Annotated in this window: 22 protein-coding genes; 6 read left to right on the forward strand and 16 right to left on the reverse strand. The window is 67.3% G+C overall.

Annotation, left to right across the window (positions count from 1 at the left end; translation table 11 throughout):
* Nucleotides 1–102: 102 nt before the first annotated feature.
* Together gltX and G6N54_RS09025 are read right to left on the reverse strand one after the other, a co-directional pair.
* Nucleotides 103–1,569: a glutamate--tRNA ligase gene (gene gltX, locus G6N54_RS09020; protein WP_163789740.1), complete on the reverse strand. Its 1,467-nt coding sequence runs from the start codon at nucleotides 1,567–1,569 to the stop codon at nucleotides 103–105.
* Nucleotides 1,566–2,375, reverse strand: a complete 810-nt coding sequence (locus G6N54_RS09025; protein ID WP_163789741.1) for a fumarylacetoacetate hydrolase family protein — start codon at nucleotides 2,373–2,375, stop codon at nucleotides 1,566–1,568. The genes gltX and G6N54_RS09025 overlap by 4 nt, the downstream gene beginning before the upstream one ends.
* 68 nt (nucleotides 2,376–2,443) lie before the next feature.
* Here G6N54_RS09025 and G6N54_RS09030 point away from each other — a divergent pair, with 68 nt between their 5' ends.
* Nucleotides 2,444–3,742, forward strand: coding sequence for an MFS transporter (locus tag G6N54_RS09030; RefSeq protein WP_372513256.1), 1,299 nt, complete (start codon nucleotides 2,444–2,446; stop codon nucleotides 3,740–3,742).
* On the opposite strand, the gene G6N54_RS09035 is transcribed toward G6N54_RS09030, so the two are convergent.
* On the reverse strand, nucleotides 3,642–4,652 hold the full coding sequence (locus tag G6N54_RS09035; protein ID WP_163789743.1) for a 3-isopropylmalate dehydrogenase: 1,011 nt from the start codon (nucleotides 4,650–4,652) through the stop codon (nucleotides 3,642–3,644). The genes G6N54_RS09030 and G6N54_RS09035 overlap by 101 nt on opposite strands.
* Nucleotides 4,649–6,235, reverse strand: a complete 1,587-nt coding sequence (gene serA, locus G6N54_RS09040; RefSeq protein WP_163789744.1) for a phosphoglycerate dehydrogenase — start codon at nucleotides 6,233–6,235, stop codon at nucleotides 4,649–4,651. Before serA ends, G6N54_RS09035 begins: the two co-directional genes overlap by 4 nt.
* A gap of 29 nt (nucleotides 6,236–6,264) precedes the next feature.
* Here serA and G6N54_RS09045 point away from each other — a divergent pair, with 29 nt between their 5' ends.
* Both G6N54_RS09045 and wrbA read left to right on the forward strand, forming a co-directional pair.
* Nucleotides 6,265–7,722: a phytoene desaturase family protein gene (locus tag G6N54_RS09045; RefSeq protein ID WP_163789745.1), complete on the forward strand. Its 1,458-nt coding sequence runs from the start codon at nucleotides 6,265–6,267 to the stop codon at nucleotides 7,720–7,722.
* A gap of 10 nt (nucleotides 7,723–7,732) precedes the next feature.
* On the forward strand, nucleotides 7,733–8,332 hold the full coding sequence (wrbA, locus tag G6N54_RS09050; RefSeq protein WP_163789746.1) for an NAD(P)H:quinone oxidoreductase: 600 nt from the start codon (nucleotides 7,733–7,735) through the stop codon (nucleotides 8,330–8,332).
* Here the strand turns inward: wrbA and G6N54_RS09055 are convergent, their stop codons facing one another.
* The 4 genes from G6N54_RS09055 to G6N54_RS09070 form a co-directional block, all read right to left on the reverse strand.
* Entirely contained in the window at nucleotides 8,333–8,686 is a 354-nt protein-coding gene (locus tag G6N54_RS09055; RefSeq protein ID WP_163789747.1) for a nuclear transport factor 2 family protein, read from the reverse strand.
* Between the two features lie 91 nt (nucleotides 8,687–8,777).
* A complete protein-coding gene (gene ilvC, locus G6N54_RS09060; protein ID WP_163794607.1) occupies nucleotides 8,778–9,779 on the reverse strand; it encodes a ketol-acid reductoisomerase in 1,002 nt (333 codons plus the stop codon).
* 61 nt (nucleotides 9,780–9,840) lie between these two features.
* Nucleotides 9,841–10,347: an acetolactate synthase small subunit gene (gene ilvN, locus G6N54_RS09065; protein ID WP_163789748.1), complete on the reverse strand. Its 507-nt coding sequence runs from the start codon at nucleotides 10,345–10,347 to the stop codon at nucleotides 9,841–9,843.
* A gap of 1 nt (nucleotide 10,348) precedes the next feature.
* Entirely contained in the window at nucleotides 10,349–12,226 is a 1,878-nt protein-coding gene (locus G6N54_RS09070; protein ID WP_163789749.1) for an acetolactate synthase large subunit, read from the reverse strand.
* 381 nt (nucleotides 12,227–12,607) lie between these two features.
* On the opposite strand from G6N54_RS09070, the gene G6N54_RS09075 reads away from it, so the two are divergent.
* On the forward strand, nucleotides 12,608–12,946 hold the full coding sequence (locus tag G6N54_RS09075; protein ID WP_163789750.1) for a PH domain-containing protein: 339 nt from the start codon (nucleotides 12,608–12,610) through the stop codon (nucleotides 12,944–12,946).
* Between the two features lie 16 nt (nucleotides 12,947–12,962).
* On the opposite strand, the gene G6N54_RS09080 is transcribed toward G6N54_RS09075, so the two are convergent.
* The gene (locus tag G6N54_RS09080) at nucleotides 12,963–13,811 is read right to left on the reverse strand and encodes a DoxX family protein (protein WP_163789751.1); all 849 of its coding nucleotides are present in this window, start codon (nucleotides 13,809–13,811) and stop codon (nucleotides 12,963–12,965) included.
* A gap of 240 nt (nucleotides 13,812–14,051) precedes the next feature.
* Here G6N54_RS09080 and G6N54_RS09085 point away from each other — a divergent pair, with 240 nt between their 5' ends.
* The gene (locus tag G6N54_RS09085) at nucleotides 14,052–15,173 is read left to right on the forward strand and encodes a PQQ-dependent sugar dehydrogenase (RefSeq protein ID WP_163789752.1); all 1,122 of its coding nucleotides are present in this window, start codon (nucleotides 14,052–14,054) and stop codon (nucleotides 15,171–15,173) included.
* Nucleotides 15,174–15,290: 117 nt separating this feature from the next.
* On the opposite strand, the gene gatB is transcribed toward G6N54_RS09085, so the two are convergent.
* The 7 genes from gatB to gatC all read right to left on the reverse strand — a co-directional run bounded on the left by gatB (nucleotide 15,291) and on the right by gatC (nucleotide 23,792).
* Nucleotides 15,291–16,808: an Asp-tRNA(Asn)/Glu-tRNA(Gln) amidotransferase subunit GatB gene (gatB, locus tag G6N54_RS09090; RefSeq protein WP_163789753.1), complete on the reverse strand. Its 1,518-nt coding sequence runs from the start codon at nucleotides 16,806–16,808 to the stop codon at nucleotides 15,291–15,293.
* Between the two features lie 56 nt (nucleotides 16,809–16,864).
* Entirely contained in the window at nucleotides 16,865–18,046 is a 1,182-nt protein-coding gene (locus G6N54_RS09095; protein ID WP_163789754.1) for a MinD/ParA family ATP-binding protein, read from the reverse strand.
* Between the two features lie 120 nt (nucleotides 18,047–18,166).
* Nucleotides 18,167–19,720 carry a GMC family oxidoreductase gene (locus G6N54_RS09100; RefSeq protein WP_443677333.1) on the reverse strand — a complete coding sequence of 518 codons (1,554 nt, stop codon included), beginning with the start codon at nucleotides 19,718–19,720 and terminating at the stop codon, nucleotides 18,167–18,169.
* Nucleotides 19,721–19,896: 176 nt separating this feature from the next.
* Nucleotides 19,897–20,877: an AraC-like ligand-binding domain-containing protein gene (locus G6N54_RS09105; protein WP_163789756.1), complete on the reverse strand. Its 981-nt coding sequence runs from the start codon at nucleotides 20,875–20,877 to the stop codon at nucleotides 19,897–19,899.
* A gap of 45 nt (nucleotides 20,878–20,922) precedes the next feature.
* Complete coding sequence (locus tag G6N54_RS09110) at nucleotides 20,923–21,954, reverse strand: ATP-dependent 6-phosphofructokinase (RefSeq protein WP_163789757.1); 1,032 nt, start codon at nucleotides 21,952–21,954, stop codon at nucleotides 20,923–20,925.
* A 54-nt stretch (nucleotides 21,955–22,008) separates the two neighbouring features.
* Nucleotides 22,009–23,496, reverse strand: a complete 1,488-nt coding sequence (gatA, locus tag G6N54_RS09115; protein WP_163789758.1) for an Asp-tRNA(Asn)/Glu-tRNA(Gln) amidotransferase subunit GatA — start codon at nucleotides 23,494–23,496, stop codon at nucleotides 22,009–22,011.
* Complete coding sequence (gene gatC, locus G6N54_RS09120; RefSeq protein WP_163789759.1) at nucleotides 23,493–23,792, reverse strand: Asp-tRNA(Asn)/Glu-tRNA(Gln) amidotransferase subunit GatC; 300 nt, start codon at nucleotides 23,790–23,792, stop codon at nucleotides 23,493–23,495. The genes gatA and gatC overlap by 4 nt, the downstream gene beginning before the upstream one ends.
* Nucleotides 23,793–23,885: 93 nt before the next feature.
* Here gatC and G6N54_RS09125 point away from each other — a divergent pair, with 93 nt between their 5' ends.
* Entirely contained in the window at nucleotides 23,886–24,542 is a 657-nt protein-coding gene (locus G6N54_RS09125) for an ACT domain-containing protein (RefSeq protein ID WP_163789760.1), read from the forward strand.
* Nucleotide 24,543: the final 1 nt, after the last annotated feature.

The raw sequence follows: 24,543 nt of genomic DNA on the forward strand, positions 1-24,543 counted from the left end.
AACCGCTGGTCAGAGCGATTTCCGCGGGCTAGTGCCAGCGCCTGAAGCCGCTCTGTCAGCTGTTGTGGGCCTTTACGAACCGCAGTGCAGAGTACCAAAGATTCAGACGGCCCCCGCGCGCGCGGCCCGCAACCGCGTCAGGCTGCGGTCGGGCCCCAGCAGTTCCAGCGACTCGAACAGCGGCGGGCTGACCGTCGTCCCGGTCGCGGCAACCCGGATCGGGCCGAAGGCCTTGCGCGGTTTGAGCGCAAGGTCTTCGATCAGCGCCGCTTTGAGGGCCTCCTCGATGTCCGCCGTCGTCCAGTCCCTCACGCCGTCCAGCGCGGCCAGGGCGGCGTCCAACACCGCGGCCCCGTCCGGACCCAGCTCCTTGGCGGCTGCCTTGGGATCGATCGCGTATTCGTCGTCGTTGAGGAACTTCAGCAGATCCCACGCGTCGCCGAGCACCACGATGCGGGTCTGCACCAGCTCGGCCGCGACGGCGAACGCCGCCTCGTCGAGTGTGGTGTCATGGCCGTGCACCGCGAAGTAGTCGCGCAGCCGGCCGGTGAAGTCGGCCACCTCGAGCATCCGAATGTGTTCGGCGTTGAGCGCGTCGGCCTTCTTCTGATCGAAGCGGGCCGGGTTGGAATTGACGTCGACGACATCGAACGCCGCGACCATCTCGGCCAGGCTGAACAGATCGTGATCGTCGGCGATCGCCCAGCCCAGCAGCGCAAGGTAATTCAGCAGACCTTCGGGGATGAAGCCCCGCTCGCGGTGGGCGAACAAATTGGATTGCGGGTCGCGCTTGGACAGCTTCTTGGTGCCCTCCCCCAATACCGTTGGCAGATGCGCGAATTCTGGAATGCGATCGGCCACTCCGATCCGGATCAACGCCTGGTACAACGCCAGCTGACGCGGCGTCGACGGCAGCAGGTCCTCGCCGCGCAGCACGTGGGTGACCTTCATCAGCGCGTCGTCGCACGGGTTGACCAAGGTATACAAGGGATCTCCGCTCGCGCGGGTCAAGGCGAAATCGGGCACCGAACCCGCCGCGAAGGTGGTGGTCCCGCGCACCAGGTCGTCCCACGCGAGATCTTCGTCGGGCATCCGCAACCGCACCACCGGCTTACGACCTTCGGCCAGGAACGCCGCGCGCTGCTCATCGGTCAGCTCGCGGTCGAAGTTGTCGTAGCCCAATTTGGGGTTGCGGCCGGCCGCGACATGACGGGCCTCGACCTCCTCCGGCGTCGAAAACGCATGGTAGGCCTCGCCCGCGGCGAGCAGCTTGTCCACCACCTCGCGGTAGATGTCGCCGCGCTCCGATTGCCGGTACGGGCCATAGGGTCCCCCGACCTCGGGCCCCTCGTCCCAATCCAGCCCGAGCCAGCGCAACGCGTCAAGCAGGGCCAGATAGCTTTCCTCGCTGTCGCGCTCGGCGTCGGTGTCCTCGATGCGAAAGACGAAGGTGCCTCCGGTGTGCCGGGCATAGGCCCAGTTGAACAGCGCGGTGCGGACCATCCCGACGTGCGGGGTGCCGGTGGGCGACGGGCAGAACCGGACCCGAACATCCGCCGGCGCGGTCACGACTTCCCTTTTCGGACCACGGGATTGGAGAGGGTGCCGATGCCCTCGATAGAGATGGAGACGACGTCGCCGTCCTCGATGGGGCCGACGCCCGCCGGGGTCCCGGTGAGAATCAGATCGCCCGGCAGCAGGGTCATCACCGCCGAGATCCATTCCAAGATCGCGCCGACGTCATGAATCAGCAGCGAGGTCCGGCTGTCCTGTTTGACTTGGCCGTTGACCTCGGTGCGCAGCGCGAGGTCGCCCGGGTCTAGAGGGCTCAAATCGGTGACGACCCACGGCCCGACCGGGCAGAAGGTGTCGTGGCCCTTGGCGCGAGTCCATTGGCCGTCGGCCTTTTGCTGATCGCGCGCCGACACGTCGTTGGCGATCGTGTAGCCCAGGATGTTGTCGGCGGCTTGGGCGGCGGCCACGTCCTTGCACGGACGGCCGATCACGACGGCCAGCTCCCCCTCGAAGTGCACGGGTGATGCGTTGGCGGGCAAGCGAATCGGCACATTCGGCCCGATGATCGCGGTATTGGGCTTGAGGAAGATGATCGGATCCTCGGCGGCAGAACCAGTTCCGAAGTTCGCCATCTCGGCGATATGGTCGGCGTAATTCTTGCCGACGCAGACCACCTTGCCGGCAAGCATCGGCGCCAGTAGCCGGACGTCGGCGACCGGCCACGAGCGGCCGGTGAACGTCGGCGTGCCGAACGGGTGCTCGGCGATCTCACGGGCAGTCATCGCGCTGGGATCCTCCAGCGGACCCTCGATGCTGACAAAGGAGACACCATCCGGACTGGCGATTCGACCTAGGCGCATTCACCAAAGCCTAGTGAGCCCGATTCGGCCGGGCGGGACGGGCCGTGTGCGAGCATGAGCGAATGCCCATGGACCGGCAGGTTACGGGCCAACTGAGCGCCGGCGCACGCTGGTCGATCATGCTCATCTCGCTGTGGGTGACGGCGAGTTCGTTCCTCTTCATCAACGGCATCGCCTTCCTGATTCCCGCGCTCGAGGCCAAGCGCGGAATCCCGCTGACCGAAGCCAGCCTGCTGGCGTCGATGCCCAGCTGGGGCATGGTCGTGACGCTGATCGGTTGGGGCTACGTGCTCGATCGCGTCGGTGAGCGACTGGTGCTGACTCTGGGCTCGGCGCTCACCGCGGCAGCGACTTATGCCGCGGCCACGGCCGACTCGATGTTGTTGATCGGTGCCTATCTGTTTCTGGGGGGCATGGCCGCCGCGAGTTGCAACACCGCCGGCGGCCGGCTGGTGTCGGCCTGGTTTCCGCCACACCTGCGCGGCCTGGCCATGGGCATCCGCCAGACCGCCCAGCCGTTGGGTATTGCCCTGGGCGCATTGGTGATGCCCGAACTCGCCGAACACGGTCTGCGCGCCGGGCTGATGTTCCCGGCGTTCGCGTGCAGCGTCGCGGCGGTGGCCAGCGCGATCGGAATCGTCGACCCGCCGCGCAAATCCCGGCAGGTGGCCACCGAACAGGAATTGGCCAGCCCATACCGGGGATCGTTGGTGCTGTGGCGAATCCACGCGGTGGCGGGGCTGCTGATGATGCCGCAGACCATGACCGTGACGTTCATGCTGGTATGGCTGATGAGACACCATGGCTGGTCGATCGCCGAGGCCGGCGGTGTGGTCACGCTGTCTCAGTTCATCGGTGCGCTGGGCCGTATCGCGGTGGGCCGGTGGTCGGACCGGGTCGGCTCGCGAATGCGACCGCTGCGCATCGTCGCGATCGCCGCCACCCTGGCGTTGTTGCTGCTTACGCTCGCCGACGACGGCGATTGGGGCTTCGAAGTGCCGGTGATGATCGCCGTTTCGGTGATCGCGGTGCTGGACAACGGATTGGAAGCCACGGCGATCACCGAATTCGCCGGGGCGTTCTGGAGCGGACGCGCGCTGGGAATCCAGAACACCACGCAGCGGCTGGTGGCCGCCGCGGGCGCTCCGCTGTTCGGTGTCCTGATCGACGCGGCCAGATATCCGACGGCGTGGGCGTTGTGCGGCCTGTTCCCGTTGGTGGCAATACCGTTGGTGCCGGCCAAGCTGCTGCCTCCGGGTTTGGCAGCTACAGCCCGGCCGCCATCAGTTCGCCGATCTCGGTGGTGGAGCGCCGTTCGTTCCCCCGAGAAGCCAGATACGTCTCGACGGCCCGGTCCACCCGGCTAGCCGCCTCGGTGTCGCCGAGGTGGGCAAGCAGCAGCCCCACCGAAAGGATGGCCGCGGTCGGATCGGCGATGCCCTTGCCCGCGATGTCGGGTGCGCTGCCGTGCACCGGCTCGAACATCGACGGATTGGTCCGGGTGGCATCGATATTTCCACTGGCGGCCAAGCCAATTCCGCCCGATACCGCGGCGGCGATGTCGGTGATGATGTCGCCGAACAGATTGTCGGTCACGATCACGTCGAATCGTCCGGGGTCGGTGACCAGGAAGATGGTGGCGGCGTCGACGTGTTGATAGGCCACCTCGACGTCGGGATACTCCGCGCCGACCTCGGCGAAGACTCGCGACCACAGCTTGCCGGCGAAAGCCAGCACGTTGCTCTTGTGCACCAACGTCAGATGCTTGCGCCGCTGCCGGGCCCGCTCGAACGCGTCCACCACGACGCGACGCACCCCGAACGCGGTGCTGACGCTGACCTCGGTGGCCACCTCGTGGACGGTTCCCGCCCGGATCGCGCCACCGTTGCCGGTGTAGGGGCCTTCGGTTCCCTCGCGCACCACCACGAAATCGATGGCGGGATCTCCCGCTAGGGGGCTGCTGACGCCCTTGTACAGCTTGGCCGGCCGCAGATTGACGTGGTGGTCGAGTTCAAAACGCAGGCGCAGCAACAGCCCTCGCTCCAGCACTCCGCTGGGCACCGACGGGTCACCGATCGCCCCGAGCAGGATCGCGTCGTGCTCGCGCAGCTCGGTCAGCGCCGACTCCGGCAGCAGCTCGCCGGTGGCGTGGAAACGCCGTGCGCCCAGGTCGTATTCGGTCTTCTGCACACCCGGCTTGACCGCGTCAAGCACCTTGACCGCTTCGGCGACTACCTCCGGCCCGATCCCGTCGCCGCCGATGATCGCCAATTTCATGACAGGTCAACCACTTCCAGCTTGTTGGCGCCGACGGCGGTCGCGATCTCGGATCGGACGTCGCCAGGCACGTCGCGGTCGAGCCGCAGCAGAATCGTCGCGCTCGAGCCTTCGGCGTCCTCGGAGAGCTGTGCGGCTTGGATATTCACCCCGGCCGCACCCAGCAGCGTGCCGATCTTGCCCAGCGCCCCGGGCTGGTCGGCGTAGTTGATCACGAGGTTGATGCCCTGGGCCCGCAGATCGAAGTTGCGGCCATTGATCTGCACGATCTTCTCGACCAGCTGCGGACCCGACAAGGTGCCCGCGACGTTGATCCGCGAGCCGTCGTGGCCGGCCACCCGCACGTCGAGGACGCTGCGGTGGTTGGGGCTTTCCGAGGCCGTGCTGATCTCGGCCGTCACACCGCGCTCGGCGGCCAGCGCAGGCGCGTTGACGAAGGTGACCGGGTCCTCGACGACCGCCGAGAACAAACCGCACAGCGCCGAAAGCTTCAGCACCTCAACATCTTCGGAGGCCAGCTCGCCGCGCGCCTGCACCGACAGCGAGGTGGGAGCGCCATCGGTGAGCGCCGCCGCCAGCAGTCCGAGCTTGCGCGCCAGGTCCAGCCAGGGCGCCACCTCCTCGTTGACCACGCCGCCGCCGACATTGACCGCGTCGGGCACGAATTCCCCGGCCAGCGCCAGTCGCACGCTCTCGGCGACGTCGGTGCCGGCCCGATCCTGGGCCTCGGAGGTGGATGCCCCCAAGTGTGGCGTCACCACCACTTCCGGCAGCTCGAAAAGCGGGCTGTCGGTGCAGGGTTCGGTGGAGAAGACGTCCAGGCCGGCCGCGCGCACGTGGCCGCTGCCGATCGCTTCGGCCAGCGCCGCCTCGTCCACCAGGCCGCCGCGGGCGGCGTTGACGATGATGACGCCGGGCTTCGTCTTGGCCAGCGCCTCCTTGTCGATCAATCCGGCCGTCTCGGGCGTCTTGGGCAGGTGCACCGAGATGAAGTCGGCGCGGGCCAGCAAATCGTCCAGGGCCAGCAGTTCGATGCCGAGCTGAGCGGCGCGAGCCGGCGACACGTACGGGTCATAGGCAACGATGTGGGTGCCGAAGGCCTCGATGCGCGCGGCGACCAGCTGGCCGATGCGGCCCAGCCCGACGATGCCGACCGTCTTGCCGAAGATTTCGGTGCCGTTGAACTTCGACCGCTTCCAGGTGTGTTCTCGCAAGGTGGCGTCGGCGGCGGGGACCTGGCGCGCCGCGGACAGCAGCAGCGCCAGGGCGTGCTCGGCGGCGCTGTGGATGTTCGACGTGGGCGCGTTGACGACCAGCACGCCGCGCTCGGTGGCGGCATCGACGTCGACGTTGTCCAGGCCGACTCCGGCGCGGGCGACGATCTTGAGCTTGGGGGCGGCGGCCAGTACCTCGGCGTCGACCGTGGTGGCCGAACGCACCAGCAGCGCGTCGGCCTCGGGCACCGCGGCCAGCAGCTTCTCGCGATCCGGACCGTCGACCCAGCGCACCTCGACCTGGTCGCCCAGGGCGGCAACAGTTGATTCGGCGAGTTTGTCGGCGATTAACACAACAGGCAAGTTCACGCGGCCAGCCTATCGGCTGTAATAAGGCGGTGGACGTCACCGCCGTCGGTAGCGGGCCCAACGGGTTGAGCGCCGCCGTCATCTGCGCACGCGCGGGACTCAAAGTGCAGGTCGTCGAGGCCCAGCCCACGTTGGGCGGCGGTGCCCGCACCGCGGCCGACCCAGAATTTCCCGGAGTCCAACACGACATCTGCTCGGCGGTGCACCCGCTGGCGCTGGCGTCGCCGTTCTTCGCGGAGTTCGACCTGCCCGCCCGCGGCGTGCAGCTGGCGGTCGGCGACATCGCCTACGCCAACCCGCTGCCGGGCCGGCCCGCCGCGATCGCCTACCGCGACCTCGAACGCACCTGCGCCGAGCTGTCCGACGGCGCATCCTGGCGGCGGCTGCTGGGCCCGCTGGTGACGGACTGGCGTGCCGTCGTGGAATTGCTGCTCGGCGACAAACGATCGGTGCCCGGTTCGTTGCCGTCGGCGCTGCGCCTGGGGTTGCGGATGGCGGCTCAGGGCACGCCGGCGTGGGGATCGTTGACCGGTGACGACGGTCGCGCCCTGTTCACCGGCGTTGCCGCCCATGTGCTTTCGCGCATGCCGTCGCTGACCGCCGCCGGGGCCGGCTTGATGCTGGCGACGCTGGCCCATGCGGTCGGCTGGCCGATTCCGGTGGGCGGCAGCCAGGCGATCACCGACGCGCTGATCGCCGACCTGCGCGCGCACGGCGGCGAGGTGATCGCCGGCGTCGAAATCACTTCCCCTCCTGGGCCGCCGGCCTCAGTCGTGGTGTTCGACACGGCGCCGACCGCGCTGCTGCGGATATACGGCCGGAGTCCAGCGTTGCCGGATCGCTACGCTAAGGCGTTGGGCCGCTATCGCTTTGGCCCCGGCGTCGCCAAAGTAGACTTCGTGCTCAGTGACGAGATTCCCTGGTCGGATCCACGCCTGAGCCAGGCTCCCACCCTGCACCTGGGCGGCGGCCGGGAACAGATGGCGCTCGCCGAGAAGGAGATCGCGGCCGGACGTCACGCGCAGTGGCCGATGGTGCTGGCCGCCGCCTCGCACGTCGCCGATCCCGGGCGCATCGATGCCGCGGGCCGCCGTCCGTTCTGGACGTATGCCCACGTCCCGTCTGGTTCGCCCCTCGATGCGACCGAGGTCGTCACCGCGACCATCGAGCAATTCGCCCCCGGCTTTCGCGACGTCGTCCTCGCCGCCTGCGCGATACCCGCCGCCCGCCTGAGCGACCACAACGCCAACTACGTCGGCGGCGACATCGGGGTGGGCGCAAACTCCGCGTGGCGCGCGATCGCCGGTCCCACGCCGCGGTTAAATCCTTGGCGCACACCGATTCCGCGGGTGTATCTGCGTTCGGCGGCCACCCCGCCCGGCGGCGGCGTGCACGGCATGGCCGGCTACTTCGCCGCGCGCACCCTGTTGCGCCGGGAATTCGGCATCGACACGCTGCCCTTTTTGGGGCCCACCTCTCGAGCCTAAGCTAACGCCCGTGACCAAACTCGCGATCATCTATTACTCGGCCACCGGCCACGGCACCGCGATGGCCAACCGCGTCGCCGCAGCGGCCGAGGCAGCCGGCGCCGAGGTCCGGGTACGCCACGTCGCGGAGACGCGCGACCCGGAATCGTTCGCGCAGAACCCGGCGTGGACGGCGAACTACAACACCACCAAGGATCTGCCCGCGGCCACCGGTGATGACATCGTGTGGGCTGACGCCGTGATCTTCGGCTCACCCACCCGGTTCGGCTCACCGGCGGCGCAGTTGCGCGACTTCCTCGACTCGCTCGGCGGACTGTGGGCCGACGGCAAGCTGGCCGACAAGGTGTACGCGGGCTTCACGTCCTCGAACACCGCGCACGGCGGTCAGGAGACCACCCTCGTCGCGCTCTACTTCACGCTGATGCACTTCGGCGGCATCCTGGTGCCACCCGGGTACACCGATCCGTCGAAGTTCGTCGACGGCAATCCCTACGGCGCCAGCCTGGTCACCACGCATGACAACATCGAGGACATCGGCGACGTCGCCGGCACGGCGCTGGAACACCTGGCCCGCCGGGTCGTTTCGGTCGCCGGCCGACTGACCTCGTAGCTATCTGACCGAATACGTCCCGGCGCCTTCGACTATCAGGCCACCGCTGAACCGGAGCACTTCACTAACGAGGCCACCATCTTGGTTGCGGTAGGCGATGACGATGGTGTCGACGCCCAGATAGACGTCCTCGATATGGAAGTGCAGGTTGGGAACCTGCTGTAACGCCAGCGCCCAGTACCGTCGCAGCTCTGACTTGCCGCGAACGACTCCAGAGCTTCCCGGCACGACCCTGGCGGCGACCGGCGACGTGAACACCACGTCGTCGTGAAAGTGCCCGAGCACTGCCTCCACGTCGTGTGCGTTCCACGCGTCGACCCACTGCTTGCTGAAGCCGACCGCATCAGGGTTCACTCGGGCACCTGTCTTCCTAAGCCGCCGAACGTGCACTCACCGCGAGAAAATCGCGAAAATCTCGCCCTGAGTGCACGTTCGGCGCGCGAAGTTATGCCGTCTCGGTGATCGGGCGGTCCACCCAGCTCATCAGGTCGCGCAGCTTCTTGCCGGTGACCTCGATGGGGTGCTCGGCGTTCTCCTTGCGCAACTGCTCGAGCTGCTTGTTGCCGCCCTCGACGTTGGCGACGAGCTTGCGGGTGAAGTCGCCATTCTGGATGTCGCGCAGGATCTCTCGCATCCGCTCCTTGGTGCCGGCGTCGATGACCCGCGGACCCGACAGGTAGCCGCCGAACTCCGCGGTGTCGGACACCGAGTAGTTCATCCGGGTGATGCCGCCCTCGTACATCAGGTCGACGATCAGCTTGAGCTCGTGCAGCACCTCGAAGTACGCCATCTCCGGCGAGTAGCCCGCCTCGACCATCACGTCGAAGCCGGTCTTCACCAATTCCTCTGTGCCACCACATAATACGGCCTGCTCACCGAACAGGTCGGTTTCGGTCTCGTCCTTGAAGGTGGTCTTGATGACGCCGGCCCGGGTACCGCCGATGGCCTTCGCGTAGGACAGCGCCAACGCCTCGCCCTTGCCGGTCGGGTCCTGATCGATGGCGATCAGCGCGGGCACGCCCTTGCCGTCGACGAACTGACGACGGACCAGGTGGCCGGGCCCCTTCGGGGCGACCATCGCGATCGTGACATTGCCCGGCGGCTTGATCAGGTCGAAGTGGATGTTGAGGCCGTGACCGAAAAACAGCGCGTCGCCGTCCTTCAGGTTGGGTTCGATGTCGTTGGCGAAGATCTCGGCCTGGGCGGTGTCGGGCGCCAGCAGCATGATGACGTCGGCCCACTTGGCGACCTCAGCGGGAGTGTCGACCTCGAGGCCCTGCTCCTCGACCTTGGGCCGCGACTTCGAGCCTTCCTTCAGGCCCACCTTCACCTGCACGCCGGAGTCGCGCAGGCTCAGCGCGTGCGCGTGTCCCTGACTGCCGTATCCGATCACGCCGACCTTGCGACCCTGGATGATCGACAGGTCTGCGTCGTCGTCATAGAACATCTCTAATGCCTCTGCCACGGTGAATCTCTCTTTCTTGATTGACTTTTGGAATATGAATCGCTTATTTGGCGGTGCCGATTCCACGCGGCCCGCGAGACAGCGACACCACTCCCGATTGGACGATCTCGCGGATACCGAACGGTTCCAGCACTCGCAGCAGCGCCTCGAGCTTGCCGCGGGTACCGGTCGCCTCGACGGTCAGCGAATCCAGCGATACGTCGACTACCTTGGCGCGGAACAGGTTTGCCGCTTCGATTACCTGGCTGCGGCTACCGGAATCGGCCCGCACCTTGATCAGCGCCAGCTCGCGAGCCACCGAGTTGTCCTCGTCCTGCTCGACGATTTTGATGACATTGATCAGCTTGTTGAGCTGCTTGGTGACCTGCTCGAGCGGAGTCTCCTCGGCGGAAACCACGATGGTCATCCGCGACATGTCCTTCTGCTCGGTGGCACCCACAGCCAGCGACTCGATGTTGAACCCTCGCCGCGAGAATAGCGCCGCGATGCGCGCAAGCACACCCGGTTTGTCCTCGACCAACACCGACAGCGTGTGCGTCTTGGCGTACATATCAGGCGTGCCCCTCGGTCTCGTCGTCGAACAGCGGCCGAATTCCGCGGGCATGCTGAATCTCGTCGTTGCTTGTTCCGGCGGCCACCATCGGCCACACCTGCGCGTCGGCGCCGACGATGAAGTCGATCACCACCGGGCGGTCGTTGATCTCGCGCGCCTGGTTGATCGCGTCAACGACGTCTTCTTCACGCTCACAACGTATTCCGACACAACCCAGCGCCTCGGCCAGCTTCACGAAGTCCGGGATGCGATGCGAGTGCGTGGCCAGGTCGGTCTGCGAGTAGCGCTCCTCGTAGAACAGGCTCTGCCACTGCCGCACCATGCCCAGGTTGCCGTTGTTGATCAGCGCCACCTTGATCGGCACGCCCTCGATCGCACAGGTGGCCAACTCCTGGTTGGTCATCTGGAAACACCCGTCGCCGTCGATCGCCCAGACCTCGGCCTCGGGACGAGCGACCTTGGCGCCCATGGCCGCCGGGATGGCGAACCCCATGGTGCCCAGCCCACCGGAGTTGAGCCAGGTGCGCGGCTTCTCGTAGGAGATGAACTGGGCCGCCCACATCTGGTGCTGCCCAACGCCGGCGACATAGATGGCGTCGGGTCCGGCGATCTTGCCGAGCTGCTCGATCACGTACTCCGGGCTCAGGCTGCCGTCGCTCTGCGGACCGTAGCTCAGCGGATAGGTGGACTGCACTTCGTCCAGATATTTCCACCAGGCCGTCATGTCGATCTTGCCCGGGGTTTCGTACTGGCGCAGCATCGCGATCAGGTCGGTGATGACCGCTTTGACGTCGCCGACGATCGGCACGTCGGCGACCCGGTTCTTGCCGATCTCGGCCGGGTCGATATCGGCGTGGATGACCTTGGCTTCGGGCGCAAAGGAATCGAGCTTGCCGGTCACCCGGTCGTCGAAACGCGTGCCCAGCGCGATCAGCAGATCACTGCGCTGCAGCGCCGCCACCGCGGCGACCGTGCCGTGCATGCCCGGCATACCCAGGTTCTGCCGGTGGCTGTCCGGGAAGGCACCCCGCGCCATCAGCGTGGTGACCACCGGGATCCCGGTCAGCTCGGCCAAATCCCGCAACTGCTCGGTCGCCTCGCCACGGATCACGCCGCCGCCCACGTAGAGCACCGGTTTACGCGCCCGCGCGATCAGCTTGGCAGCCTCCCGGATCTGGCGGCTGTGCGGCTTGAGGTTCGGCTTGTAACCGGGCAAGTCCATTTTCGGCGGCCAGCTGAAGGTGCACTGGCCCTGCAACACATCCTTGGGGATGTCGACTAGCACCGCGCCCGGTCGTCCCGAGGACGCGATGTGGAAGGCCTCGGCCATCACCCGCGGAATCTCGTCACCGGAGCGGACCAGGAAGTTGTGCTTGGTGATCGGCATTGTGATGCCGGAGATGTCGGCTTCCTGGAAGGCGTCGGTCCCGATCAGCGACCGCCCCACCTGCCCGGTGACGGCGACCACGGGGATCGAATCCATCTGCGCATCCGCCAGGGGGGTCACCAGATTGGTGGCACCGGGGCCCGACGTGGCCATCATGACGCCGACCTTGCCGGTCGCGTGCGCGTAGCCGCTTGCCGCGTGACCCGCGCCCTGCTCGTGCCGAACCAGCACGTGCCGCAGCTTTTTCGAGTCGAACAGCGGATCGTAGACCGGCAGCACCGCGCCGCCCGGGATCCCGAAGATGACCTCGACGTCGAGTTCCTCCAACGACCGGATTACCGACTGAGCACCGGTAAGTTGGTGCGGTGCAATATGTCTCGATTGCTTGGCCGGAACTTTTGCGGGGGCTTCGGTGCTTTCCCTGGCGGCCGGCGCCCAGTCGTCGCCATTCCGCGACTCGGGTGTCTGTGACTTGGTGGGTGCGCTCACTCTGGTGATTGTCCTCTTAGTCCTGATTTGGCTGTGGAAGTTTCGTTGATACGCAAGAAAAAACCCCCGCCAGCTCCCGCTGATCGAGGGTTGCGCGTTGGTGCCGGATCGCTTCACATGCTGAAGCAATTAGTCACGCACCAACGCGCCGACTAATTACTACGAGCATCCCGGGCTGTCCGGTGGTATCCATAGCCCTCGACGGTAGCCTTCGCACTGCTCAGCCGTCAAATCCGCTGCGGCGGGGACCAATCGTAGCCACGCGGGTGGTCGTCGGAGGCGGCGCGGAATCGTCGACGCGAGCCGGGGTGGAATGATGCTCGGGTGGCTTCCGGTTCTGCGGCCCCGACACCCGCGCCCATAGTGATCAAAATCTCACCGATGGCCCACTTCGCCGTGGGATTTCTGACGCTGGGATTGTTGATCCCGGTGCTGGCCTTTCCGGTGTCGACCCCGCTGCTGCTGATCCCGGTGCTGTTGTCCGCATTGATCATCCGGCTCCGCACCGTGGCCGACGGCCAGGGCGTGACGGTGCGGAACCTGCTGGGCAGCCAGCAGGTCGGCTGGGACGACATCGACGGGCTGCGCTTCCACCGGGGCTCGTGGGCACGCGCCAAACTCAAGAGCGGAACGGAACTGCGCTTGCCGGCGGTCACTTTCGCGACACTTCCGCAGCTGACGGCGGCCAGCTCCGGGCGAGTGCCCAACCCTTATCGATGACCGCCTAGAAGGCGGTTCAGGCGATCGGATTGACGCCGTTGAGCAGCACCCACACGGCGATACCGGCGGCGATGCCGGCGAGCAGGCACACGAACGACCCGATGAACGGCCGATGAGCCCAGCCCCGGTTGGCGTCCAGGCCGTACCGGCCGGGCCCGGACAGCACGACCGCGACGGCCATCACGATCAGCATGACCTGGTATTCGTGGCCCTGCGGCAGGAAGAACGCGAAGGTGTGCGGCCGCGCCGAGACGCTGGCGAGTAGCCCGTTGATCAGGAACGCCAGGGCTCCCGCCGCGGCCACCGGGGTGAACAAGCCCAGGACCAGCAGCACGCCGGCGACGATCTCCCCGCCCGCGCTCACGTAGGACAGGATGTCGGCATGCTGGTAGCCGGCGTCGGACAGCGAGTTCTTCAACCCGTCCAAACCCTGGCCACCCCACCAGCCGAACAGCTTCTGCAGCCCGTGCGCGCCGAGCACCACCCCGAGGCCGACGCGCGACACCAGCAAACCGAGATTCTGGGTGCCGCGGCGGCCGATCGCGCGCTGCCGTTCGTAGTCCTCGCTGGGATCGATCTCGGCGGGTTCGGCCGCCAGATGCCGTGGCGCCGACTGCGGCTGCGGCTGCACGTACGGCAGCGGCTCGTGCTGGTCGAGCACGTTGTAGGACGGCGCGGCGGGGCTGGCGACCTGATTGGGGTCTTGGTACGGGATGACGGAGGTGGTTCCGAAGTCGCCCGGATACCCGACGGGCGTCAGGTCATCTTCGGGGTCGACCAAGCGCGCTGCGGCGGGACGGCCCGGGGCCGGCTCCGGAACTTCGCCGGGTCGCTGCCAAGGTGCGTCATTCGATTGACCGGTCACGGGTGTCAGGGTAAGGGCATTCCGGCCCGAATTGGGGATTTGAGCGGCGCTTTCGCCAGGTAATTGACGCGCATGCCGCGAAATGGGCGCAGATTGGTCTCAAATGTGCTTCGAAGGCTTCCCCATTGGTGAACGCGGGCTGAAAACGGCCGCCTTCGCCCGTCGCCGCGATCGCCGTCCGGAGCCCCCAACAGGCCCGCGTGTGGCGCCGGTGCCCGCCCTATCCGTAGCCTGTCGATCATGCGTTTGGGGTTGCCGGTTCGGTGCGGGCTCGCTGCGCTGTGCGCGGCCATGCTGGTCGCGACGGGCTGCGCGCGGTTCAACGACGCCGCCTCCGCGCCCTTCACCACCGCCCCCGAACTCAAGCCCCAGCCGAGCTCGACGCCTCCCCCGCCACCGCCGCTGCCGCCGACGCCGTTTCCCAAGGCCTGCCCCGCCCCCGGGGTGATGCAGGGCTGCCTGGAGAGCACCAGCGGCCTGATCATGGGTCCCGACAGCAAAACGGCATTGGTCGCCGAGCGCACCACCGGCGCGGTCAAGGAGATCTCCGTCAGCGCCGAGCCGAAGGTGAAACTGGTCATCCCGGTCGACGGGTCCGGCGACGGCGGCTTGATGGATATCGTGCTGTCGCCGACCTACTCGCAGGACCGGCTGATGTACGCCTACATCAGCACGCCCACCGATAACCGGGTCATCCGCATCGCCGACGGCGATATCCCCAAGGACATCCTGACCGGGATTCCCAAGGGCGCCACCGGAAATACCGGAGCGTTGCTGTTCACCAGCCCGACGACACTGCTGGTGCTGACCGGTGACGCCGGCAACCCGGCGATGGCCGCCGATCCGAAATCGTTGGCCGGCAAGGTGCTGCGCATCGAGCAGCCGACCACGGTCGGTCAGGCACCGCCGACGACCGCACTGTCCGGCGTCGGCTCGGGCGGTGGATTGTGCGTCGATCCGGTGGACGGCTCGCTGTATGTCGCGGACCGCACCCCGACCGCGGACCGGTTGCAGCGCATCACCAAAGCCTCGGAGGTCTCCACGGTGTGGACATGGCCCGACAAGCCGGGCGTGGCCGGTTGCGCCGCGATGGACGGGACCGTGATGGTCAACCTGGTCAACACCAAATCGACGGTGGCGGTGCGGCTTGCGCCGAACACGGGCGCGGTGACCGGTGAACCCGACGTCGTCCGCAAGGACACCCACGCTCACGCTTGGGCGCTGCGGATGTCGCCGGACGGAAACATCTGGGGCGCCACCATCAACAAGACCGCCGGCGACGCCGAAAAGCTTGACGACGTGGTGTTCCCGCTGTTCCCGCAGGGCGGCGGCTTCCCGCGCAACAACGACGACAAGGCCTAGTTTCTTTCCGCGAGCTGGGGGCACCTCCCGCTTGCGGGGGAAACGGTATGGCGCAAATCGGGCCGGTTATTGTCCCTGGCGCTACGCTCGCGAGCCCAGGCGGCGGGTCGATGCGCGCTAGGCCTGCCCGCAGGCGGCCAGCACCAGCTCACGCACCCGGGCCGCGTCGGCCTGACCGCGGGTGGCTTTCATGACCGCACCCACGATCGCGCCGGCGGCTTGAACCTTGCCGCCGCGAATCTTCTCCGCGACATCGGGATTGGCGGCCAGGGCCTCGTCGACCGCGGCCTGGGTAACCGAGTCGTCGCGCACCAGCGCCAGACCACGCGCGGTCATCACCTGCTCGGGTTCGCCCTCTCCGGCGAGTACACCCTCGACGACCTGGCGGGCCAGCTTGTTGGACAGCTTGCCCTCGTCGACCAGTGCGATCACCGCCGCGACCTGAGCGGGCGTGATGGCCAACTCGTCCAATTCGATGTTCGCCTCGTTGGCCTTCTGTACCAAGAAGTTCCCCCACCAGGACCGCGCTTCCTTACTGGACGCGCCGTGCTTGATGGTGGCGGTGACCAACTCGACCGCACCGGCGTTGACGAGATCGCGCATCACCTCGTCGGAGATTCCCCACTCTTCCTGAATTCGCTTGCGGCTCAACCACGGCAGCTCGGGGATGGTCAGGCGCAATTGCTCCACCAGTTCGCGGCTGGGCGCGACGGGTTCCAGGTCGGGCTCGGGGAAATACCGGTAGTCCTGCGCGGTCTCTTTGGCGCGGCCAGCGCTGGTGGTGCCGCCGGCCTCTTGAAAGTGCCTGGTTTCCTGCGTGATTGAGCCGCCGGATACCAGAACGGCGGCCTGGCGCTGCATTTCGTAGCGCACCGCGACTTCGACGCTTTTCAGCGAGTTGACGTTCTTGGTCTCGGTCCGGGTGCCGAACTCGGTCGCGCCGGTCGGCTTCAGCGAGACATTGGCGTCACAACGCATCGACCCTTGGTCCATCCGGACATCGGATACTTCTAAGGCGCGCAACAGGTCTCGCAATGCCGTCACGTATGCTCGGGCGATCTGCGGCGCGCGGGCGCCGGCCCCTTCGATGGGCTTGGTGACGATCTCGATCAGCGGCACGCCGGCGCGGTTGTAGTCGATCAGCGACGTCGTCGCGCCGTGGATGCGGCCCGTCTCGCTGCCCAGGTGGGTGAGCTTGCCGGTGTCCTCTTCCATGTGGGCACGTTCGATTTCGACCCGCCAGGTGGTCCCGTCTTCCAGCGGCGCCTCGAGGTAGCCGTTGATCGCGATCGGCTCGTCGTATTGCGAGATCTGGTAGTTCTTCGGCATGTCGGGGTAGAAGTAGTTCTTCCGGGCGAACCGGCACCACGGCACGATCTCGCAATTCAGTGCCAGCCCGATGCGGATCGCCGACTCCACCGCCGCCTGGTTGAGCACGGGCAGCGAGCCGGGCAGCCCCAGGCACACCGGGCACACCTGCGTGTTGGGCTCGGCGCCGAAGGCGGTAGGGCAGCCGCAGAACATCTTCGTCGCAGTGGACAGCTCGACGTGTACTTCCAACCCGAGCACGGGATCGAAACGTGCGATGACGTCGTCGTAATCCAGCAGCTCAGCCGCTCCCGAAGTAACAGTCATGGAAAAGATCCTAATGGTGGCGCGGCCGGCCGCAGGGCCGGGCACAACAGCCACGCTCAGGACGAGCGGGGCTCCCGCCAGGACCGCCCGCCGGGCCGGCCGGCGACTATGTCACCCAGCGCGGCCGCCATCTCCAGGTAGCAGCGCCGGCTGTCCTTGCTCAACTGATCCAGCCCGAGCTCTTTGCCCTCGTGGACGTGCCGATCGAAGGGAAGTTCCACGGTGGCGGCGACACGGGCGGACAGCGACTCGAGTTCCTTGGCAGCCACGTCGTCCAGCTTGGTCGGCTCGGTGTAATTGATCGCGAGCACCGTCAAGCGCAGCAATCGCCGATATCCGTTGTTGGACAACCAATCCAGCGTTGTCCTGGTCTTGCGTACCGCGTCGATCGAGGTGCCGCTGACCACCACCAGGGCGCGCGCCTCGGGCAGCACGGCGTCCATCACCTGAGAGTTGATTGCCTTGACGCAATCCACCAGCACCACCGAATAGTGTTTGCGCAGAATCGAAAAGGTCTTAGCGATGTCCTGGCGCTCCAGCCGCCAGTCGGTGCGGCTGTAGTCGGGCAGCCCGAGCACTTCCAGGCCGAAGCTGTTCATGTGGGTGTGCGTCCGCACTTCCGCGTACTGGGTGACCGAATTGCGGGCCAGCAGGTCGACCAGGCTCAGCGGATTGCGGCGGCCGTGACGGTCGGCCAGGTCTCCGGCGTCGATGTCGACGGCGATGACCCGGTCGCTGCGCGCCTCGGCGAGCGTCGAGCCGAGCGCCTCGACCACGGCGGTCTTACCGACGCCGCCTTTGAAGTTCAGCACCGCGATCGGGAACACGCCGCCGATGTCGGCGCCGATGCGGTCGCGCAGTTCCTGCTCGTAGGCGACGCCCTTGGCCGGCCCGAGGTCGATGCCGGTCACCCGGTGGATCACCTCCCGCCAGCCGAGCCGGCTCGGCTCCGCGGTGTCTCGGGAGCCCAGGCCGTCCAGGGCGGTGCCGCCCCGCGTCAGATCCCGGCGATACGGCGCGACGGTGCGCCGAACCCGCGCCGGCCGGTTTGGCGTCGGCGGCCCCGCCGACCCGAGCGAAGGGCCGGGCACTCGGGTGCGCGGCTCGGGCACCGTGGGCGCCGTCGGGTTGGCGTCGCCGCGCCAGCGCGGCACCGAATGCGCGGGTTTGGACCCCGACGGGTACGCCGGTGCGGCAGACCGGGAATTGATTCCGCGAACCCCCTCGCGGTTGCTCATACTCGCTGGTGTAACCATTTCGACCTGGCGGTTAAACCAGGAAGTTCCACCCGTTCGCGGATGCTGGCCGTTCGAGCGGCAAATTCAGGTTCCAGTCACCGGTTGTTTGCCCGCCGCGGGCTAGACCCGGTGCGCGTGCTTGAGGATCTGCGCGGCGCGTTCCCCGATGACCACGCACGGCGCCATCGTGTTGGTGGCGGTGATCGTCGGCATCACGGAGCCGTCGGCGACCCGGAGGTTTTCGATTCCATAGACCCGCAGGTCCCCGTCGACAACCGACATCGCGTCGCGGCCCATTTTGGCCGTGCCAACCTGGTGAAAGAACGTGCTGGCGGCGTCGCGTACGAACTCTTCCAATGCCGCTCCGCTGAGGTTTCCTGGCATGACCTCGCGTTTCACATACGGTCGCAGCGGGGCGCTATTGGCGATGTCACGGCACCATTGCACGCACGCGATCGCTTTTCGCACGTCCTCGGGATCCGCCAGGGTGTTGGCGTCGATGCACACCGGGTCCGCGGCACCGGGGCCGCCGAGCCGGATGCGGCCCCGGCTCTTCGGATGGGCGAGCGCGGCATGGAACCCCCAGCCGGCTTCGGGAAGCCCGAACCGGGCAGCCGTCTCCTCGGTGGCGTACGGCACTTCCACCTGCCAGGCGAAGACGTCGGGGTGGGTCAGCCCGGACTCCGTCGCCCCGAGCGCGACGACTTCGCACGCGTTGTTCCGTGGCGGCAGCGCGTCGCGGTATTCCCAGACGCAGTCGAAGGCGACGTGATCCTGAAGATTGCGGCCCACCCCGGGCAGGTGCTGGCGCACCGGAATCCCGACGCGGTTCAGTTCGTCTTGATCGCCGATACCCGAGAGCATCAGCACCTTGGGCGTGTGGTTGGCACCGAGCGACAAGACGACTTCAGCACCGGCGTCGACGCGGCGGCTCAACCCGTTGTACAGAATTTCGACACCGACGGCCTTGTCGCCGTCGACGACGATCCGCTGAACGAGTGCGCGGGTGAGAACGGTGAGGTTGGGCCGATCCATCAGCGGGAAGACATATGAGCGAAATACCGACTGCCGCTGCCCATTTCGTATGCGCACATCGCCGAGCGCCGCGCCCGTCGTGCCCTCCATCAGCTGACCGTTGGCGGACGCGTGGACCGTCATGCCGGCAGCTTGCGCGGCGTCCAGCGTCGCCAGGGCCAGCGGGTTGGGATCCGGCGGGGGCTGGACGAAAACGGGTCCACCGCTGCCGCGGTACACCGGATCCGGTGTGCCATGCCAGTCTTCGATGTCGCGGTAGGTGTCGAGGATGGATTCGTAATTCCACGCCGGATCGCCGGCTTCGGCGGCGAAATGGTTCCAGTCGTCGCGGTGGCCCCGGATCCAGGCCATCACATTGATGCTCGAGCTGCCGCCCAGGACCTTGCCCGTCGAGTACACGATCGAGCGGTTGTTGATATGGGGGTTCGGCTTGCCCCGAAATCCCCAGTCGCGTTCGGAGCCCAAGTTGGTGGTCCATTGACCCGGGTCGACGACCTCGGCGACGTTGTCGCCGCCCCCGGCCTCGACCAGCAGCACATCGAGATCGGGGTTCTCGGCCAACCTTCGCGCGACGACCGAACCCGAGGAACCCGAACCGCACACGATGAAGTCGTAGCGCGGCTTGAGTGTCGCGGTCAGCGCAGCCTGGTTCGCGGCCACCCGCTCACCGAATCTCTGGTCCACCTCGAATTCGACTGCCGTGTCCTGCATCTCGCCTCCGTACGTGAGCAGTTACCTATCACTACCCACTATTGGTCCGGCCGAGATGCACGTCTTGCGCGTACGCGCCAGGAACTTGCCGGCTTGCGCAAACGTCAGCTCAACGCCCAGGCGCGATACTCCCGCGGTGCAAGACCATGGGCGGCCTTGAAGAGCCGAGAGAAATGCGCGGCGTTGACGAACCCCCACCGTGCACCGATCACACCCACCGGCACCGTGACCAGCTCCGCATTCGCCAGGTCCTTGCGGCAGTGCTCGATCCTGCGGCTCCTGATCCACCCGGTGACGGTGTGACCGTCCAATTCCAACATTCGCTGCAGCTGGCGAACCGAAATATGATGTGCTGCTGCGACTTTCACGCCATCCAGATCGGGGTCGCTTAAATTGTGTTCAATGTAACCGAATATCCGCAACAGCAAGTCGGACTGGACTCGACTGCGGCCCTCGGGGCGATCACACGCCAGTTGCTCGCTGAACGCGGCCTCGAGCATGTCGAACATCGCATCGGCCAATCGGATATTGGCCAACTGGGTTTCTTTGGTCGTCTGGCGGGCCAGCTCGACCAGGAAGGGAGCCAACAGCGCGCCCATGCCCTGCCGACCGTTGAAGCGGCGAGCCGTGAGCCGAGACATCTGCGCCTCCGGGATGCGCAGTAATTCACGAGGAAAAAGCGCACTGAACATCCGAAATTTACCGTCGGCCGCGAATTCGAACGGTCGCGTCGTGTCGTACACCACGTAATCCCCGGGCGACAGATTTGCTTCGCGGCCGTCTTGACGGACCACGCAGCGGCCCCGGATGTGCACGCCGACCTTCATGTACTCGGCACTGTGGTGCTCGATGAGCGCAGGGGTGCCGCGCCGCAGCTGTCGGGGCGTTCGGCGCATCACCACGCCCCTGTGGAATTGCAGCCGGTTCATCCGCACGGTGCCCAGGTGTGATGTGTGCAGCTTTGCCTGAAAGGAGTCGGCGTCGTCCAGCGACACCGCGACAGGCACGAATGTATCGGCAACGAGCTGGTCAAACGCCTTGAAGCGCTCCGCGCCGCTGCGCCGCTCGGGTTTGCTGTCGGTCATGATCGTTGACAACGTTTCCGCCGCGAAATTTGTTCACCGGGGGCGTCAGCCGAAGAAGGCGGCGGCCTCGTCGTGGCGGGCGTCGGGCACCAGCTTGAGGTGGCGCGTCGCATCGGCCAGCGAAACCCGGCCGATGTTCTGCCCCTGTAACGACACCATCTGGCCGTATTCGCCGGCGTGCGCGGCGTCGGCGGCGTTGACCCCGAACCGGGTGGCCAGCACCCGGTCGTAGGCCGTCGGGATGCCGCCGCGTTGCACGTGGCCCAGCACGGTCACGCGAACTTCCTTGTTGATCCGCTTCTCCACCGCAATGGCCAGCTGCTGGGCGATGCCCGTGAATTTCTCGTGGCCGAATTCGTCAATGCCGCCCTCCCGCAAGGGAATCGAACCGGGGATCGGCTTGGCCCCCTCGGCCACCACGCAGATGAAGTGCGAATCCCCGCGTTGGAAGCGGCGTTTGACGAGCCGGCAGACATCCTCGATATCGAACGGTTGCTCGGGTATCAACGTCATATGCGCTCCGGACGCCAGTCCGGCGTTCAGCGCGATCCAGCCGGCGTGGCGGCCCATCACCTCCACCAGCATCACCCGCTGGTGGGACTCGGCGGTGCTGTGTAGGCGGTCGATCGCGTCGGTGGCGACCGTCAGCGCCGTGTCGTGACCGAAAGTGACGTCGGTGCAGTCGATGTCGTTGTCGATCGTCTTCGGTACGCCGACCACGGGAACGTTCTCCTCCGACAGCCAGTTCGCGGCCGTCAGCGTGCCCTCGCCGCCGATCGGGATCAGCACGTCGATGCCGTTGTCGTCCAGGGTCTGCTTGATCTGGTCCAGCCCGGCCCGCAGCTTGTCGGGGTGCACGCGCGCGGTGCCGAGCACCGTCCCGCCCTTGGCCAGTAGCCGGTCGTTGCGATCGTCGTTCTGCAGCTGGATGCGCCGGTTCTCCAGCAACCCGCGCCAGCCGTCCTGGAAACCGACCACCGACGAGCCATACCGGGCGTCGCAGGTGCGTACCACCGCCCGGATTACCGCGTTGAGCCCCGGACAGTCGCCGCCGCCGGTGAGAATTCCGATCCGCATCTGCTTATCTTGCCCGCACCCGGGCCGCACGGCGCGATGTGGGGCACCGCGCGGCTAAACGGTCGGTGCCGCGGGCAACGGTCCGCGCGCGGCCTCGTAGGCGGCACCGACGCGATAGAGGCGGTCATCGGCCAGCGCGGGCGCCATGATCTGCAGACCCACCGGCAGCCGATCATCCGGCGACAGCCCAGACGGCACCGACATACCGCAATGGCCGGCCAGGTTCAGGGGCAGCGTGCACAGGTCGAACAGGTACATGGCCAGCGGATCGTCGACCTTCTCCCCCAGCCGGAACGCGGTGGTCGGGGTGGCCGGCGACACCAGAACGTCGACGGATTTGTAGGCCTCGTCGAGATCGCGGGCGATCAGGGTGCGCACCTTCTGCGCCTGGTTGTAGTAGGCGTCATAGTAGCCGGCCGAGAGCGCGTAGGCGCCGATCATGATGCGGCGCTTGACTTCCGGCCCGAATCCGGCGGCCCGCGTCAGTGCCATCACTTCCTCGGCGCTGTGGTTGCCGTCGTCACCGACCCGCAGCCCGTAACGCATCGCGTCGAAGCGCCCCAGGTTACTCGACACCTCCGAGGGCAGGATCAGGTAGTAGGCCGCCAGCGCGTAATCGAAGTGCGGGCAATCGACTTCGCTCACCTCGGCGCCCAGCGCGGTCAGCTGCTTCACCGCGTCCTCGAACGACGCCAGCACCCCGGGCTGGTAGCCGTCGCCGCGCAGCTGCCGGACCACGCCGATCCGCACACCTTTCAGGTCGCCCGCCGCGCCGGCGCGGGCGGCGCCGACCACGTCGGGTACCGCGGCGTCGATGGAAGTGGAGTCCATCGGGTCATGGCCGGCGATCACCTGGTGCAGCAGCGCGGTGTCCAGCACGGTGCGCCCGCACGGGCCGCCCTGATCCAGCGACGACGCGCAGGCCACCAGGCCGTAGCGGGACACGGTGCCGTAGGTGGGCTTGACCCCGACCGTCGCGGTCAGCGCGGCGGGCTGACGAATCGAGCCGCCGGTGTCGGTACCGATCGCCAGCGGCGCCTGGAAGGCGGCCAGCGCCGCCGCGCTGCCACCGCCCGAGCCGCCGGGCACCCGCTCGAGGTCCCACGGGTTGCGGGTGGGGCCGTAGGCGGAGTTCTCGGTCGAGCTGCCCATCGCGAACTCGTCCATGTTGGTCTTGCCCAGGATCGGGATGCCGGCCGCGCGCAGCCGGGCGGTGACGGTGGCGTCGTACGGCGAACGCCAGCCCTCGAGGATCCTGGATCCGCAGGTGGTGGGCATGTCGACCGTTGTGAACACGTCCTTGAGCGCCAACGGAACGCCGGCCAGCGCCGAGGGCAGCCGCTCCCCGGCGGCCACCGCCTCGTCGACAGCGGCCGCGGCCGCGAGTGCCTCGTCGCCCGCGACGTGCAGAAACGCGCTATACCGGTCGTCGGTCGCCGCGATCCGGTCCAGGCAGGCCCGGGTGATCTCGACCGACGACAGCTCCTTGGCGGCGACGTTGGCGGCCAGCGTCGCGGCGTCGGATCGGATGATCTCGTTCACTCGCTGTCCCCCAGGATTTGCGGGACGGCGAACCGGCCGTCGACGGCCTCGGGCGCCGCGGCCAGCGCCTGCTCCTGCGTCAGGCACGGCCTGGTCTCGTCCGGGCGGGTCACGTTGACGTCCTTGAGCGGGTTGTCGGTCGGCTCGACGCCGGTGACGTCGACCGCCTGGATCTGGCTGACGTGGGTCAGAATGGCGTCGAGTTGGCCGGCGTAGCTGTCCAGCTCGGTATCGGTCAGCGCCAGCCGGGCCAACCTGGCCAGGTGCGCGACCTCGTCGCGGGAGATCTGGGACACGAGCGAAAAGCCTAACCGGGACGCGCACCCGACGGTGACCGCGCCCCGCCCTGCGGAAATGCCTTTCGGGCGGCTCTGTGCAACAGTGGGCGCGTGCCGTCGTATCTGTTGCGCATCGAGCTCCTCGACCGCCCCGGAAGCCTGGGCGCGCTGGCGGTCGCGCTCGGTTCGGTGGGCGCCGACATCCTGTCGCTCGACGTCGTGGAGCGCCGCGCCGGCTACGCGACCGACGACCTGGTCATCGAACTGCCCGCCGGATCGATGCCCGACACGCTGATCACCGCGGCCGAATCGCTGAGCGGCGTGCGGGTGGACAGCGTGCGCCCGCATACCGGCCTGCTGGAGGCACACCGCGAGCTGGAACTGCTCGACCACGTCTCCGCCGCCAAGGACAAGCAGGAGCGGCTGCACGTGCTGGCCGACGAGGCGCCCCGGGTGCTGCGGGTGAGCTGGTGCACGGTGCTGCGCGGTTCCGAAGGTGAGGTGCAGCGTCTCGCGGCCAGTCCGGGCTCACCGGAGACCCGCGCGGTGTCGGCTCCCTGGCTGCCGATCCATGAGGCCGCGACGCTGGACGGCACCGCCGACTGGGTGCCGCAGGCCTGGCGCGACATGGACATCACGATGGTCGCCGCGCCACTGGGCGACCCGCACACCGCGGTGGTGCTGGGCCGTCCGGGTCCCGAATTCCGGCCGTCGGAGGTGGCCCGTCTGGGTTATCTGGCCGGGATCGTGGCGACCATGCTGCGCTGAA

This window comes from Mycobacterium stomatepiae (genome assembly GCF_010731715.1).
GTDB classification, from domain to species: Bacteria; Actinomycetota; Actinomycetes; order Mycobacteriales; family Mycobacteriaceae; genus Mycobacterium; species Mycobacterium stomatepiae.